Origin of the sequence: Streptococcus hyointestinalis (genome assembly GCF_011039275.1) — a bacterium.
GTDB lineage: Bacteria > Bacillota > Bacilli > Lactobacillales > Streptococcaceae > Streptococcus > Streptococcus hyointestinalis_A.
In genome coordinates this window covers 274,953-290,100 of the sequence record NZ_JAAKGB010000001.1, presented here as the reverse complement: position 1 = coordinate 290,100, position 15,148 = coordinate 274,953, and the positions used below count along the sequence as shown (strand labels likewise).

13 protein-coding genes are annotated in these 15,148 nt (G+C 44.3%); 1 reads left to right on the top strand and 12 read right to left on the bottom strand.

Annotation, left to right across the window (positions count from 1 at the left end; all coding sequences use genetic code 11):
• Window positions 1-91: 91 nt before the first annotated feature.
• From G5B60_RS01565 to G5B60_RS01550, 4 genes are all read right to left on the bottom strand, one after another.
• Window positions 92-640, bottom strand: a complete 549-nt coding sequence (locus G5B60_RS01565) for a cysteine hydrolase family protein (RefSeq protein ID WP_164682269.1) — start codon at window positions 638-640, stop codon at window positions 92-94.
• Entirely contained in the window at window positions 640-1,425 is a 786-nt protein-coding gene (gene codY, locus G5B60_RS01560; RefSeq protein ID WP_164682268.1) for a GTP-sensing pleiotropic transcriptional regulator CodY, read from the bottom strand. The genes G5B60_RS01565 and codY overlap by 1 nt, the downstream gene beginning before the upstream one ends.
• A 397-nt stretch (window positions 1,426-1,822) precedes the next feature.
• On the bottom strand, window positions 1,823-2,683 hold the full coding sequence (locus G5B60_RS01555; protein ID WP_164682267.1) for a DegV family protein: 861 nt from the start codon (window positions 2,681-2,683) through the stop codon (window positions 1,823-1,825).
• A gap of 311 nt (window positions 2,684-2,994) precedes the next feature.
• Entirely contained in the window at window positions 2,995-6,873 is a 3,879-nt protein-coding gene (locus tag G5B60_RS01550; RefSeq protein ID WP_164682266.1) for a Cna B-type domain-containing protein, read from the bottom strand.
• 193 nt (window positions 6,874-7,066) lie between these two features.
• On the opposite strand from G5B60_RS01550, the gene G5B60_RS01545 reads away from it, so the two are divergent.
• On the top strand, window positions 7,067-7,633 hold the full coding sequence (locus G5B60_RS01545) for a TetR/AcrR family transcriptional regulator (protein ID WP_164682265.1): 567 nt from the start codon (window positions 7,067-7,069) through the stop codon (window positions 7,631-7,633).
• A gap of 133 nt (window positions 7,634-7,766) precedes the next feature.
• Here G5B60_RS01545 and G5B60_RS01540 read toward each other — a convergent pair whose 3' ends face one another.
• The 8 genes from G5B60_RS01540 to G5B60_RS01505 form a co-directional block, all read right to left on the bottom strand.
• Entirely contained in the window at window positions 7,767-8,288 is a 522-nt protein-coding gene (locus G5B60_RS01540) for an NYN domain-containing protein (RefSeq protein ID WP_164682264.1), read from the bottom strand.
• On the bottom strand, window positions 8,285-9,013 hold the full coding sequence (gene rlmB, locus G5B60_RS01535) for a 23S rRNA (guanosine(2251)-2'-O)-methyltransferase RlmB (RefSeq protein WP_164682263.1): 729 nt from the start codon (window positions 9,011-9,013) through the stop codon (window positions 8,285-8,287). Before rlmB ends, G5B60_RS01540 begins: the two co-directional genes overlap by 4 nt.
• A 5-nt stretch (window positions 9,014-9,018) precedes the next feature.
• A complete protein-coding gene (locus G5B60_RS01530) occupies window positions 9,019-9,420 on the bottom strand; it encodes a Mini-ribonuclease 3 (RefSeq protein ID WP_164682262.1) in 402 nt (133 codons plus the stop codon).
• Complete coding sequence (gene cysS, locus G5B60_RS01525) at window positions 9,413-10,756, bottom strand: cysteine--tRNA ligase (protein WP_164682261.1); 1,344 nt, start codon at window positions 10,754-10,756, stop codon at window positions 9,413-9,415. The genes G5B60_RS01530 and cysS overlap by 8 nt, the downstream gene beginning before the upstream one ends.
• A gap of 27 nt (window positions 10,757-10,783) precedes the next feature.
• Window positions 10,784-11,407, bottom strand: coding sequence for a serine O-acetyltransferase (cysE, locus tag G5B60_RS01520; protein WP_164682260.1), 624 nt, complete (start codon window positions 11,405-11,407; stop codon window positions 10,784-10,786).
• An 8-nt stretch (window positions 11,408-11,415) separates the two neighbouring features.
• Entirely contained in the window at window positions 11,416-12,168 is a 753-nt protein-coding gene (locus tag G5B60_RS01515; RefSeq protein ID WP_164682259.1) for an SseB family protein, read from the bottom strand.
• Window positions 12,161-14,302, bottom strand: coding sequence for a polyribonucleotide nucleotidyltransferase (pnp, locus tag G5B60_RS01510; RefSeq protein WP_164682258.1), 2,142 nt, complete (start codon window positions 14,300-14,302; stop codon window positions 12,161-12,163). Before pnp ends, G5B60_RS01515 begins: the two co-directional genes overlap by 8 nt.
• A 299-nt stretch (window positions 14,303-14,601) precedes the next feature.
• Entirely contained in the window at window positions 14,602-15,096 is a 495-nt protein-coding gene (locus tag G5B60_RS01505) for a prolyl-tRNA synthetase associated domain-containing protein (protein ID WP_115268126.1), read from the bottom strand.
• Window positions 15,097-15,148 lie beyond the last annotated feature (52 nt).

Here is a 15,148-nt window from a genome sequence, read left to right as displayed (position 1 = left end):
ATGTTAGTCTCTCCTATTTTATCACATTTTAGCTTATTGTGGAAATCTCTCCTAACCACGCTAAGCAAAAAAGCTAGGAACTTCCTAGCTTTTATATGATTTTTGCTCCAAGGACATGTTGAAAATGATTGAGGGCAAACTGGTGCGCCTCATCTGTCAGAGCAGCGATAGCACTCTCAACAATTTCGATCTGATAGCCTAGATTATAAGCGTCAATAGCTGTGTGCAGGACACAAATGTCAGACAGCACACCCGTCAAGACGACAGTATCCACTTTTCTCTCACGTAGTCTGATGTCAAGGTCAGTTCCTGAAAAAGCGGAGTAGTGGCGCTTGTCCATCCAAAAGACACGGCTGTCCTCCTTGATAGCGTCATAAAGAGAAGCTAGCTCACCATAGAGATGACGTCCGCTGGTTCCCTTGATATTGTGAGGGGGAAAGAGCTTGCTTTCTGGATGAAAAGGATCATTTTCATCATGGGCGTCAATGGCAAAAAAGATGTAATCCCCAGCCTCGTAGGCTTTTTTCGTCGCATCCACTAGGGCAGACTCAATCGTCTGTGCAGGCTTTCCTGCTGTCAGCTTGCCATCATCGGCTACAAAATCATAGGTGTAGTCAATCGAAATCAGTGCTTTGGTCATTATTGATAATCCTTAATCTTGTCGTAAATCCCTTCGTTAATCACTTTGAGGTAAGTCCCTTTCATCCCTAGAGAGCGTGACTCGATGATACCAGCACTCTCAAGCTTACGCAGGGCATTGACAATGACAGAGCGGGTGATACCGATACGGTCTGCGATAACAGAAGCTGTCAAGCGTCCTTCACGCCCATCAAGCTCACCCAAAATAGCCGCAACAGCCTTCATTTCAGAGTAAGAAAGGGTGTTAATCGCCATGTTGACTGCTGTCTGCTGACGAATGGTTTCTTCTAGATTTTCCGTTTGCAAGTTCAACAATTGAATCCCAACAACGGTACTTGCAATCTCAACCAAAATCAAAGCGTCATCGCTAAAGGCTTTGTCATTGCGCCAGATGATGAGAGAACCAAGACGCATACCGCCACCGTAAATCGGCGCAATTGTTGTCAAACCGTCTGGGTAGATGTCTTTTGACTCCACTGGAAAGACAGACAAGTCGCTATCAATCGGCAAGTTTGCCTCTGTATCGTAGACACGGCTAGCTGCCTTGACATAATAGTCTGGAAATTGCTTTGCCTCAAAGAAATCCTCAACACGGTCGTTGTTGGTCTTGTACTTCATGGCATAGCCTAAAAGTGTCCCACCGCCATTGATAATGCAGGCATTGCAGTCAATGATGTCAGCTAGCTGCGCTGCGATGGTATTGTAAGGTAGAGTCTCGTCTAAACTCTCTACTGAGCGTTGCAAAATAGAGGTAATCTTTCGTGTTTTTTGTAGTAAATCCGCCATTATCTATTCATTCCTTTTGATTGTATTCGTCTCAATTATATCAAAGCCAATCGTAAATTGCAATCAATTGTCAGAAAATTGATGCACTTCCCATTTTACCAAAGTAAAATCGGTTAAAAATGCTTTCTCGAAAAAAGAATACCGAACTCTTTTTTCTGTCATTTCTAACCGACTTTTTCTTCATCATACCAAAATCGCATGTTTTGGCTTATCTCCAAGAGATGGTTTTGATAGGGTGCCGTGAGACAAAAGCACCCCCTCTAAACAGCTTAGAGGTTCTTTGATACGGAAAAAAGCACACTCAACACAACATCACCTAGGATGTCAGGAGGACTTTTTAGTCAAACACTATTATTCTAATCCTTTTTGCGCAATTTAGCAAGCTTTTTCAGTATTTTTATCTCGCATTTTTGCCAATAGTAAAAATTGCCAGAGTATTTGGACCGACATGAGCCGAGATGACAGGACCTAGTGGCAGGATAATGACTTCTGTGATGGTTTCATTTTCAAGAAGGCTGGCTTTTAGATTCTCAGCTGCCTCACGGTCATTGGCATAAGCGACAACAGCTGTGCTATGTCCAAGATCTTCTGTAGCGCACTCAACCATCTTTTTCATGCCTTTTTTGCGCCCACGCACTTTGGCTAATGGCACTAGGCGCCCTTTAGTATCAATCCAAAGAAGAGGCTTGATATTCGCTAGGCTACCCACAACCGCCGTTGTTTTTGATAAACGCCCTCCACGTACCAAATGGTGCAAATCATCCACCAAGAAATAGGTCCTAAGACGAGGTAGGATATCCTCTATCATGGCTTTGGTCTCAAGAAGAGACTTGCCTTGATTTCTAGCCTCTACAGCTAGCATGGAAAGATAGCCCTCACCACCTGCAGCAGCCAGCGTATCGATAATCTCAATGGTAGCCTTAGGATAATCCGCCAACACCAAATCTCGTGCCATGACAGCACTCTGATAAGTCCCAGACAGCACAGACGAAAAAGCAATATACAGCACCTCTTGCTCATCCTTGGCTGCTTGTCTAAAGATCTCCTCAAACTGACCGACATTGACCTGACTGGTCTTTGGCTGTGCGCCATTTTTCATTTGCTCAAGAAGGGTTTCTACCTTGATACGATTGTCCCCAGTCGTGTCATAGCTTTTCCCATCCAGCTCAATGGTCAAGCCCATAATGGTAACGGCATGCTTTTTTGCCCATTCTTCATTGAGGTCTGCAGTAGAATCCGTGATAACCTTAAAGCTCATAAGTCTCTCCCTTGTCATCTTAATCTCTTCATTATAGCAAAAAAAGAGAAGAAAAACTAGCTCTCTAAACCTCATGGCCTAGAGAGAGTCACAGTAGAGCAGATGTACAAAAAGTATCTAACAGGTTTTGGCATGGATTAGCTCCTATTCATGAAAACGTATACTACATTAGTATAGCAAATGAGCTATCTTTCTCAAAAATAGACGCTTAGAGATAGTGTTAGCTTCGTTTAGCTACATGATAGATTCATCAACACAAAAAAGAGAGGACTACTTGTCCTCTCTAAGTGTTAACCAACTTCCTCACAAGACTACTTATTCACCTTGTAATAAGCCAAACCAGCAAGAGCGCCTACGACAATGATAGCTCCTAAAATAGATAGGACAATGCCGCTACGACTTCCTGATGATGGAAGGAATCCTGACTTTTTATTTGATGATTTTGGTGGTGTTGTTGGTTTCTTCGGAGTGTGTGTGTTGGTAATCGTCACGTTGCCGTTTTCCACATTGCCGACTGTAGTGGTGTATCCATCCACCTTTGTGACTTCTTTGACAGTATAGACGATGTCTTTCTTCTTCGCCTTTTGAGCAAGACCGGTCCAAGTATAGGTCCAGTTGTTGGCTGCGCTCAGGGTAACCACGTCACCAGATTTTTCACCATTTGCGTACAATTGCACGTCAATAGTCTTTGGACGAAGACCATCTTGGTCGTTGTTGTCGTCCCAAGCCTTGGTTACAGTGAAGCTGGTCTTTCCTGGGGTATAGCTGTTGGTGATGTTATAACCATCAATTGTTGTCGCATAACCAGAAACGGTATCTTCTGTGACTGTGTAGACAATTTCTTTTCCATCTGCATATTTTGGTAGATTGGTAAATGAGTATGCCCAGTTATTGTCTGCACTCACTTGTTGTGAGTCAACTTTCTTGCCATTTGCTAGAAGGTTAACGGTGATAGCGCTTGGTCGTTTGCCGTCTTGGTCGTCGCTATCTTTCCATGTCTTCTTGCCAGAAACTTTTGTGGTTTCTGGGGTATGTGTGTTGGTAATCGTCACATTGCCGTTTTCCACATTGCCGACTGTTGTAGTGTAGTTATCTACCTTTGTGACTTCCTTAACAGTGTAGACGATGTCTTTCTTCTTCGCCTTTTGAGCAAGACCAGTCCAGGTGTAAGTCCAGTTGTTAGCTGCACTCAAAGTAACCACGTCGCCAGATTTTTCACCGTTCGCATAGAGTTGCACGTCAATAGTCTTTGGTCGTTTGCCGTCTTGGTCGTTGTTATCGTCCCAAGCCTTGGTTACAGTGAAGCTGGTCTTACCTGGGGTGTAGCTGTTGGTGATGTTGTAGCCGTTGATAACTGTTGTATAGCCGTCAACAGCGTCCTCTGTGACAGTGTAAACAATTTCCTTACCATCTGCGTATTTTGGCAGATTAGTAAATGAGTATGCCCAGTTATTATCTGCGCTCACTTGTTGTGAGTCAACTTTCTTGCCATTTGCTAGAAGATTAACGGTGATAGCGCTTGGACGTTTGCCATCTTGGTCGTCGCTATCTTTCCATGTCTTCTTACCAGAAACTTCTGTCGTTTCTGGAGAGTGTGTGTTGGTAATCGTCACGTTGCCGTTTTCCACATTGCCGACTGTGGTGGTGTATCCATCCACTTTAGTGACTTCTTTGACAGTGTAGACGATGTCTTTCTTCTTAGCCTTTTGAGCAAGACCTGTCCATGTATAGGTCCAGTTGTTAGCTGCACTCAAGGTAACCACGTCACCAGATTTTTCACCGTTCGCATAGAGTTGAACGTCAATAGTCTTTGGTCGTTTGCCGTCTTGGTCGTTGTTGTCATCCCAAGCTTTAGTTACGGTGAAACTGGTTTTTCCTGGGGTGTAGCTGTTGGTGATGTTGTAGCCGTTGATAGCTGTTGTATAGCCGTCAACAGCGTCCTCTGTGACAGTGTAGACAATTTCTTTACCATCTGCGTATTTTGGCAGATTAGTAAATGAGTATGCCCAGTTATTGTCTGCGCTCACTTGTTGTGAGTCGACTTGCTTACCATTAGCCAAGAGGTTAACAGTGACAGAGTTTGGTCGTTTGCCATCTTGGTCTTCGTTATCACTCCACGTCTTTTGTCCTGAAACTTCTGTGGTTTCTGGTGTATGTGTGTTGGTGATCGTCACATTGCCGTTTTCCACATTGCCGACTGTTGTAGTGTAGTTATCTACTTTTGTGACTTCCTTAACAGTGTAGACGATGTCCTTCTTCTTCGCCTTTTGAGCAAGACCAGTCCAAGTGTAAGTCCAGTTGTTAGCCGCACTCAAGGTAACCACATCGCCAGATTTTTCACCATTTGCGTACAATTGCACGTCAATAGTCTTTGGACGTTTGCCGTCTTGGTCATTGTTGTCGTCCCAAGCCTTGGTTACAGTGAAGCTAGTCTTTCCTGGGGTGTAGCTATTGGTGATGTTGTAGCCATTGATAGTTGTTGTATAGCCGTCAACAGCGTCCTCTGTGACAGTGTAGACAATTTCCTTACCATCTGCGTATTTTGGTAAGTTAGTGAAAGAGTATGCCCAGTTATTGTCTGCGCTCACTTGTTGTGAGTCAACTTTCTTGCCATTTGCTAGAAGGTTAACGGTGATAACGCTTGGACGTTTACCGTCTTGGTCTTCGTTATCACTCCATGTCTTCTTGCCAGAAACTTCTGTGGTTTCTGGGGTATGTGTGTTGGTAATGTTATAGCCATCAACCGTTGATGTATAGCCTGTTACAGGATCTTCTGCAACCGTATAGACGATTTGATTACCATTATCGTCGTATTGTTTTAGACCAGTGAAGCTATAAGACCAATTATCGTCTGCTGTTACTGTCCGACTATCAACAACCTCTCCATTCGCTAAAAGGTTGATTTTAACAGATTTTGGACGAAGACCATCTTGGTCATTATTATCGTCCCAAGTCTTAGTTCCTGCAATGTCAATCGTTGAGCGTTTATCTGTGATGGTCACAGTAGAATTGTCAGCTACTGCTGTGACAGGGTCTGCAATCGTATAGCCATCTGGTGCTTTTGTTTCTGTGATGACATACTCATCCTTTAAGAGCCCGCTAAGCGTTGCTGTACCATCAGCACCAGTTGTGAGAGTACCAACAACTTGACCATTTGACTTACGAGTAACCGTAAACTCTGCTCCCGCAAGAGGTTCATTAGCTTCATTTACCTTTTTAATCGTCAAATCGTAGTTGTAACCGTTGGCTTGTCCGTTAGCTGATTGATAGTAAACCGTGTTTTTAGATTCATTGATCTGAATGCTGTTTGAATTGTAAGTGGCAGCATTTTTAAGCTGTTCACCGTTTACCAAATCGTATGAAGCTTTCACCTTATACTTGATAGAGTAACCTTTTGAAATGTTCCCAAAGTTAATACTAAAAGCATTGTTATCGGCAGAGCGTACGATATTGTAATTATTTGTTACATCTGTCGCATTGTCTAATGCCCAGTAGTTTTGAGCGTTCTTACGCCATGTTCCTTCAGAGATTCTAAAGCTACCTTCAACATAAGTCAAACCTGCTGAGTTGATCTGGTCTTTAATAACAACATCTGATACACTAGCACCTCTGGTGTTGAAGTTGATGAGGTAAGTGATTTCGTTCGTGTCGTAATCAACATAACCATATTTCCAGAAATCGACATTGTCCTCATCACCACCGATATTGTAGTCAATACCGCCACTATCGATGGTAAAGGTATTACCATTGACTGTGATTGAGGCAGGAATCTTTCTGTTGGTCGTTACCTTTGTCGTATCTGCCCTAACGATCATTGACAAAGATCCAGTGACCTCATCGTGAGTATCCACGTAGTCGGTATAGATCATGGTCAAGGTCTTCGTTGCTGTATCAATAACCGCTGATGCTACAACGGTTTGCCCATCAGGAGCATAGACGTTGAATTCTTGATTACGCTGAAAATTCAGCTCCTCTGGCAATGAAATAACCGTTTTATCTCCTGACTTTGCGGAGTTAGGAACCCCAAAATCAAAAGCAAATTCGGTTGAGTCCGCCCCTCTCAAACTGTTCTGCGTCAACCTAGGATTACTAACGGTAATATCCACTGTATCTGCAAGCGCTGTCTTTACAGAAAAGATACTACCCAAAAGTAATAACAAGGTGACGATCACTTTACTTAGCTTCGTCATTATTTTCCTCCTTCTTAAAATAAGCTTAAACGCCCACAGTTTCATTCTAGCATATATTCAAGGGAAGGCAATCTTTTTATATTTACACAGTGTAAATATAAAGTAAGGGTTTTCTCTTTGATTTATTTGTCTTGTTTTCAAAAAAGAGTTATACTTTTCATGGAAACGTTTTAATATTTGTTAAGGAGTGATCATGGCAAAATACACACGTGAAAAAATTATTGAAGCTTTTTTTGAATTAGCTATCAACCATCCTGAAAAGACGAGTTTCACAATGGTGGAAATCGCTGAACAAGCTGGTATTTCTCGGCAAGCCATCTATCAAAAACATTTTAAAAATTTCCAAGAGATTATAGACTATGTCCATAATCTCATTGACGAGCAGATCTATCAGATTTACGATAATTATGATATGACGAGCAACGTCAACCCGTTTGACTACGTAGCAGAAAATGTCCTTCCGACTATTTATAAAAATAGAAAGTGGATTAGTTGTTTATACACTTCTGCTATTGATCCCTCATTTGAAGGATTTATCGTGTCAACCTACACTAAATGGGGCATGAGAAATATCCGCCCTAAGAGTGAGATTTTTCACTTGCCTGACGAAGTTCTCATCCAACTCATCGTGGAACAGACGACGATGATTATTAAAGATTGGATTACACAAGAGAAACCGACACCGCCGGGACTGTTTAAGGAAGACTTTTTGCAGCTCGTTAAATCTCCTTTATACGATTACCTTACTATGGAACCTTAAAGTTTTTCAAAAATAAACGACCTCGGTTATGGCATTACATCTACAAAACAGGAAGATGAGGTGTCTTCTCTTGGTTTCGGCAGGCAAGTCAACAAAAAGCCCCGCAAGGATTATGTCCTTGCGGGGTTTTCTCTTACTCCATATCATCTAGCAGTTGCTTTAGTTGGTTGAGTTGGGTGTCATCAAGCGAGCCTAGGCGTGGTGTGGTGAGGTCAATGTGGGCTGACATCTTATCAAGGTCAGACTTGACCGTCTCCACTCGCTGCTCAAGCTCACGAGCAGACACTCGCAGAGCGCCTTGGGAAAACACGGTCCACTGCTCATTGAGGTCGCTAGTAGCGACAGAGACTAGATAGCGTGCGGACTGATTGAGCTCAGCCGCTAAGCGCTCAATATAGCTGTCAGCGGTCTCATCTTCCTTGGTAAAGACGACACTAATCTGGTAGCTATCGTATTGCTGGCGATGCCCCGGCACATGCTGGGCGTCAAAAACACAGATAATCTCTATATGCTCAAAATGCGCATAGTGATTGAGCTTTCTAAGAAGCACTTCACGTGCTTCGTCCAAGCGATTGGTCTTAAAGAGTTGACGGGTAGACTCCCAAAAGGCAATCATGTTGTAGCCGTCAACAAGTAGGATATTCTTCTTTCTCATAGGCGATTGCGAAACACTTCATACATGAGAAGGGCGGCAGCGACACTGGCGTTTAAGCTCTGCACATGCCCATTCATCGGGATAGTAATCATCTCATCCACTTGCTTTTTAATATTTTTAGAGATACCCTTACCTTCGTTACCAATGATAAGCGCTAGCTTGCCTTGGGTGTTCCACTTGTGAGAAGGGGTGCCGTTCATGTCCGTTCCAAAAATCCAAAAGCCAGCCGCTTTTAGCTTATCTAGGGTCTGGCTGAGATTGGTCACACGACAAATAGGCACATGCTCAAGCGCACCTGTTGCGGTCTTTGCCACAACAGGAGTGATCCCCACAGAGCGGTGCTTAGGAATAATGACCCCGCAGACATTGGTCGCATCTGCCGTTCGCAAAATAGAGCCGAGATTGTGCGGATCGGTCAGCCCATCTAGGATGAGAATGAGGGGATTGTCCTCTTGCTCTGCTTTTTTGAGGAGAAAATCAAGCTCTGTATAGCTAAAGGCTGCCACCTTGAGGACAAAACCTTGGTGGACACCGCCATCACACATGTCAGACAGCGTTTTTTTAGGTGTCCAAGAGATAGAGACCTTTTTCTCCTTGGCAAGGAGCTTGATTTTGTCAACATTTTTGCCACGGAGGTCTTCTTGGATGTAGAGTTTATTGCCGGTATTGGCTTGCAGGCTTTCTGTTACAGCGTGCAGTCCGTAGACGATATCATTTGTTTCCATACGCATTAGTTCTCTTTTCTTTCGACAGTTTCAATGCACCAAGCAATCAGCTCCTCAAGGCGCTCTATATTTTCAGTCATGTGGAGATAGCCCAGCAGCGCTTCAAAGCCTGTTGACATGCGGTAGGTCACGACATCAGCATTTTTAGCCTTGGTGTGGCTGTGAGCGTTTCTTCCACGCTTGTAAATCTCAAGCTCTTTATCACTGAGGAGATTGTCCTCTATCATGCGACTAATCAGCATGGCTTGGGCTTTTGCTGAAACGTAGCGTGTCGCTTTTTGGTGGAGCTTTTGCGGCTTTGTCATACCTTGAAAGATGAGATGACGGCGGATATACATGGCATAAACCGCATCCCCCTCAAAGGCGAGAGCAATACCATTGATAAGATTGACATCCAAATTAGTCACGTGTCCACCTCACACCGTCCTTGGTATCAAGGAGTTTAATGCCTTTTTCAGCCAGCTCGTCTCGAATTTTATCTGCTGTGGCAAAATCACGGTTTTGGCGTGCCAGCTGACGCTTTTCAATCAAAGCTTCAATGTCAGAATCAAGCACCTCTTCTTCAAAGACGATACCAAAAATAGACAGCAGTTGTGCAAAAGTCTCTTTGACCTCTTCGCTATAGTGCCCAGAGTTAATCCACTTGGCAAGCTCAAAGATGACGGTGATACCGTTTGCAGTATTGAAATCATCATCCATAGCTGCCTCAAAGTCTGCCACAAACTGCGCTAAGTCTGTCGTATCCATATCTTCCTTGACAGGGAGCAAATAAGTATTTTTGAGATACTTAAGGTTGGCTTTAGCGTCATGGAGTGCTTTTTCGGTGAAGTTAATCGGCTTTCTGTAGTGCTGCGTTGAGAGGAAGAAGCGTAAAATCTGCCCGTCCACGCTCTCTAGCAGATCATGCACAGTCACGAAATTCCCTAGCGACTTGGACATTTTTTCATCGTCCACATTGACAAAGCCATTGTGCATCCAGTAGTTGGCAAAGGTCTTGCCAGTTTTGGCTTCAGATTGAGCGATTTCATTGGTGTGATGAGGGAACTCAAGGTCAGACCCACCACCGTGAATGTCAATGGTGTCACCTAAAATCTCTGTCGCCATGACAGAGCACTCGATGTGCCAACCAGGACGCCCCAAGCCCCAAGGGCTTTCCCAAGACACTTCTCCTGCCTTGGCTTTCTTCCAGAGGGCAAAGTCCAGCGGATTTTCCTTGCGACTGGTTTCCTCATCAACACGACCTGAAGCCCCTACCTCGAGCTCTTCTAGGGTTTTATTGGCTAATTTGCCGTAGTTGGGCGCTTTTTCCACACGAAAATACACATCACCCTCTGAAGCGTAGGCGTAGCCCTTGTCAATCAAGACCTCAATGAAGTCCATGATGTCACTCATATAATCGATGACACGAGGGTTTTTACTAGCAGGCTTGACACCAAGCGCCTTGACATCCTCCATAAAGGCAGCGATAAACTTGTCCGAAAAAGCCTTGGTGGTCATGCCAGCGTCAAGCGCACCTCTAATAATCTTGTCATCCACATCGGTAAAGTTGGACACGTAAGTCACGTCATAGCCCTTGTACTCAAAGTAGCGACGAATAGTATCAAAAGCCACAACACTTCTGGCATTGCCCACGTGGATGTAGTTGTAGACCGTCGGACCGCAGACATACATCTTGACTTTTCCTTCTTCAAGCGGGACAAAGTCTCGCAAGTTTCTCGTCATTGTATCGTAAATTTTTATCATCTTTTCATTCCTTTGCTATCTCACCTTTTAGAGGTTTGAGGAGTGGAGACTTTCATGGCGGAGTTGGTCTAGCTTTGAGGTGTAGTATTTGGACTCACGCTCTTCTTCTATTTGGTGAATGGCGTCCTTATCCTTTTTGCCATGCACACGCACGACCTTAGCAGGAATGCCAACGACCGTCACATCACTTGGCACGTCTGAGACAACGACTGCGGCTGCCCCCACCTTGGCGTTTTCTCCAATCTCGACAGGTCCAATCACCTGAGCATGCGCCGAGATGAGAGCACCACGGCGAACAGTTGGGTGGCGTTTACCAACGTCCTTGCCAGTACCTCCCAAGGTCACACCGTGATAGAGCATGGCTCCGCTCTCAACGACAGCCGTCTCACCTATCACAAGCCCTGAGCCGTGGTCAATAAAGACACCTTGTTCTATTTGTGCTCCTGGGTGAATCTCAATCTGTGTCCAGAAGCGCCAAAACTGGCTGTGCATACGAGCTAAGAGTTTGAAACCATGTCTCCAAAGAAAGTGCGATAGGCGGTGCGCAGCCAGAGCCTTGACACCAGGATAGGTCAAAAGCACCTCAAGCGAGCTCCTTGCCGCAGGGTCATTTTCTTTTACAACTTGTATGGTTTCTCTCCACCAGCCCATAAACTACCTCATTCACTTTCAATATCGGACCAATCCACTAAAATCTGCTGTTCATCAAAAGGATTGATGGCTACGCCAAAGGTTTCTTCTAAATCCTCTTCGCCGTTACGTGGACGGTAAATGTCGTTGATGGTCCATGTGACAACGACACCTTGATTTTCCCTAAAAGGAACACCAAACTCTGGGTTATTATACCACTTGGCAAAGCTGTCAAGCGTTGTAAAGGCAGGCACATAGCTCTTGCCTTCTGGCGTTGCCATTGTCGGGAAAAGACGCTCAAACTGCTCATCCCCCTTAGGAAAGACAAAGACAGGCACCAAGTAGACCTTGTCCATGATGTCAGCGTCTGTATTTTCCTCAGTCATAAGAGTGTTGACAACACTTGTCAACTGGTTGATGTAAGGCACTAGCTCGCTATTGGTAAAGACGACACTGTTATCGCTGTTTTCTTCGGGTTTGAGGTTGAAAGCCAGCCCGTCAAGCGACTGGGAGATTTCCTCTTCCATGACATCAAAAGCAATACGCTCAACCCATTTTTGCTTGTGACTGCTTTCTTGAACGGCTTTAAAAGCCTCTAAGTCCGCTGCTGTTGTAAAGACAGGCACAACCTTTTGCCCATCAACTTCAATCGCATAAGGCTCTTTTGGCGCTAGGATTGACATAGTATGAAAAGCATCCACAAGAGCGATACCATTTAGAAAATGGTCAGGCTCTTTTAAAAAGGCACGTAAGCGAAAATCAAACTCTGTAAATTTACTCATGGTTGTCCTCTCCTTTAGCAGGTTTAGCTGGTTTTGGTCTTGGTAGTAACGCCTTCATAGACGCATCAATACGTCCTTTGTCGTCAATCTTGATGACCTTGACATCGACCTCTTCGCCGACCTCTAGGACGTCAGAGACTTTTTCGGTACGTGTCCAAGCAATCTCAGAGATGTGCACCAAAGCGTCGGTCTTGTCAAAGAGATTGACAAAGGCTCCGAATTTCTCGATACGCACGACCTTGGCATTGTGATAAACCTCACCGACCTTGGCTTCACGCACGAGGCTTGCGATGATTTCCTTAGCTCGGTTAATAGCGTCTTGGTCGCTTGAGTAGATAGAGACATTACCCTCTTCATCGATGTCAATCTTGACACCTGTCTCGTCGATAATCTTGTCAATGGTCTCGCCACCTTTTCCGATAACGACCTTAATCTTATCCACGTCAATCTTGATGGTGTCAATCTTAGGCGCTGTCGGTGCCAACTCTTTACGTGGTTCTGGGATGGTTGCCTCAATCAAGTCCAAAATCTCAAAGCGTGCTTTCTTGGCTTGCGCAAGCGCTTCTTGTAAGATTTGTGGGGTAATCCCTTTAATCTTGATGTCCATCTGAAGCGCTGTAATGCCCGCACGAGTCCCAGCAACCTTAAAGTCCATGTCACCAAAGTGGTCCTCAAGCCCTTGAATATCGGTCAAAATGGTGTAGTTGCTACCATCTGAAATCAACCCCATAGCAATCCCAGCAACCGGCGCTTTGATTGGCACACCACCAGCCATCAAAGCTAAGGTTCCTGCACAGATAGAGGCTTGTGAAGACGAACCATTAGACTCCAAGACCTCAGCCACCAAACGAATGGCATAAGGGAACTCTTCTAAACTTGGCAAGACTTGTGCAAGCGCACGTTCACCCAGCGCACCATGCCCCAACTCACGACGCCCTGGCGCACCGTAGCGTCCTGTCTCTCCGACAGAGTACTGTGGGAAATTATAGTGGTGAAGAAAACGCTTTTTGTATTCTGGGTCAAGCCCGTCTACAATCTGCGTCTCACCCATAGGCGCTAAAGTCAGAACAGAGAGAGCCTGCGTTTGCCCACGGGTAAAGAGCCCAGAGCCGTGCACTTTTGGCAAGAAATCAATCTCTGCTTCCAAAGGACGAATCTCGTCCACACGACGTCCGTCAGGGCGGATTTTGTCCTCGGTGATGAGACGGCGCACCTCAGCGTGCTCCATCTGCTCGAGAATCTCTGCCACGTCACGCATGATACGCTCAAACTCTTCGTGCTCAGCGTGTTTTTCCTCATAAGCTGCGATGACTTCTTCCTTGATAGCTTCGGTTGCCGCTTCACGGGCTTTCTTTTCCTCGACCTGCACGGCTGCTTGCAGTTGGCTGTTGTAGTTTTGGATGATTTCGGCTTGGAGGTCAGCGTCTACCTGCAAGAGCTCAACTTCTGCCTTTTCCTTGCCGACAGCTTTTACAATCTCATCTTGGAAGGCAATCAAGTCACGCACCGCTTCATGCCCTTTAAGGAGCGCTTCTAGCATGACCTCTTCAGATAATTCCTTGGCACCTGACTCGACCATGTTGATAGCGTCACGGCTACCAGCAACTGTCAGCTCTAAAAGAGAGCTTTCTTTTTGCGCTTGACTTGGGTTGATGATAAGCTCACCATCTAGGTAGCCCACCTGCACCCCTGCGATAGGTCCGTCAAAAGGAATATCAGAAATGGCTAGGGCAAGCGATGAGCCAAACATAGCTGCCATCGGTGCTGAAGCGTCCTCGTCATAGGAGAGAACGGTATTGATGATTTGCACTTCATTGCGAAAACCTTCCGCAAACATAGGACGAATCGGGCGGTCAATCAGTCTCGCCGTCAAGGTCGCATCTAGCGAAGGACGTCCCTCACGCTTGTTAAAGCCTCCTGGGAACTTACCTGCTGCATACATTTTTTCCTCATAGTTGACTTGCAGTGGGAAAAAGTCGCCACTTGCCATTTTTTTAGACATGACAGCAGCTGATAAGACCGTTGTCTCACCGTAGCGGATAAGCGCTGCACCGTTAGCTTGTTTTGCCACTTGTCCAATTTCTACGCTCAAAGGTCGTCCAAAAAAGGTCGTTTCAAAGACTTGTTTTGTCATAAGATTCTCCAAAGATTAAAATTTTTGCGTTTGATACCATGTTTTCTACAAAGCTCAAGAAAAGAAGTGCTATTTCCTCAACTTTGCATAAAACAATGTATCACGCTTATTTTATCATATTTGACAGCAAATTTCAGCTATTGAAACCAATTATCTTTTGTGGGGACAATCGTAACCACTAGCTTACACTGTGGCTTGTTCTTGATTATAATGAGAAAATACGCTAAATATATACCAAACCACTATCAGCAATAAATTGCAACATCCAAAAATAGTAAAAAGACCTTCTCAGGTCCTTTTTATAAGTCAATTATATTTACTTGATAACCAATGGATTCAATAAATAGCATTAAATCAGTTGTCTTTATAAAAATTGTTTTTTCATTTGTATTAGGGTGAAAGCTCATTCTTTGTTCGGTAGTAATTTCGTTATCAATATAAACTAAAATATCTTTATCTTTGTTATTTAATAATCCAAATGGCGACACAACGCCAGGTGGTAAAAGCATTTTATCATAAAGACTATCACTTGAAGCCATACGGATTCGATTAGCGTTCGTTAGCTCTTTAAACTTTTCCATGTCTAGCCTTTTTTTATCATCCATTACGAGTAGGTAGTATTGTGTCTTCTTTTTGTTCGTTAAAAACATTGTTTTCGTACGTACACCTTCAATACCTTCAATAAAACTATCTGCTTGTTCTGTGGTCAATGCTGGTTCGTGTTCCACTATTTCAAATCCAATATTGAGTTCATTGAGCTTTTCTACTACAGGAGTATACAAATCCTTTTCCATATTTTCCACCTCTTTCATCATTATTATACCAAAGCAAGAAAGGGCTTTCAAT

What these genes read in the sequence shown, in the direction of transcription:
- G5B60_RS01565 (WP_164682269.1), bottom strand. Translation starts at nt 640, where the DNA reads ATGACCAAAGCACTGATTTCGATTGACTACACCTATGATTTTGTAGCC.
- codY (WP_164682268.1), bottom strand. Translation starts at nt 1,425, where the DNA reads ATGGCGGATTTACTACAAAAAACACGAAAGATTACCTCTATTTTGCAA.
- G5B60_RS01555 (WP_164682267.1), bottom strand. Translation starts at nt 2,683, where the DNA reads ATGAGCTTTAAGGTTATCACGGATTCTACTGCAGACCTCAATGAAGAA.
- G5B60_RS01550 (WP_164682266.1), bottom strand. Translation starts at nt 6,873, where the DNA reads ATGACGAAGCTAAGTAAAGTGATCGTCACCTTGTTATTACTTTTGGGT.
- G5B60_RS01545 (WP_164682265.1), top strand. Translation starts at nt 7,067, where the DNA reads ATGGCAAAATACACACGTGAAAAAATTATTGAAGCTTTTTTTGAATTA.
- G5B60_RS01540 (WP_164682264.1), bottom strand. Translation starts at nt 8,288, where the DNA reads ATGAGAAAGAAGAATATCCTACTTGTTGACGGCTACAACATGATTGCC.
- rlmB (WP_164682263.1), bottom strand. Translation starts at nt 9,013, where the DNA reads ATGGAAACAAATGATATCGTCTACGGACTGCACGCTGTAACAGAAAGC.
- cysS (WP_164682261.1), bottom strand. Translation starts at nt 10,756, where the DNA reads ATGATAAAAATTTACGATACAATGACGAGAAACTTGCGAGACTTTGTC.
- cysE (WP_164682260.1), bottom strand. Translation starts at nt 11,407, where the DNA reads ATGGGCTGGTGGAGAGAAACCATACAAGTTGTAAAAGAAAATGACCCT.
- G5B60_RS01515 (WP_164682259.1), bottom strand. Translation starts at nt 12,168, where the DNA reads ATGAGTAAATTTACAGAGTTTGATTTTCGCTTACGTGCCTTTTTAAAA.
- pnp (WP_164682258.1), bottom strand. Translation starts at nt 14,302, where the DNA reads ATGACAAAACAAGTCTTTGAAACGACCTTTTTTGGACGACCTTTGAGC.
- G5B60_RS01505 (WP_115268126.1), bottom strand. Translation starts at nt 15,096, where the DNA reads ATGGAAAAGGATTTGTATACTCCTGTAGTAGAAAAGCTCAATGAACTC.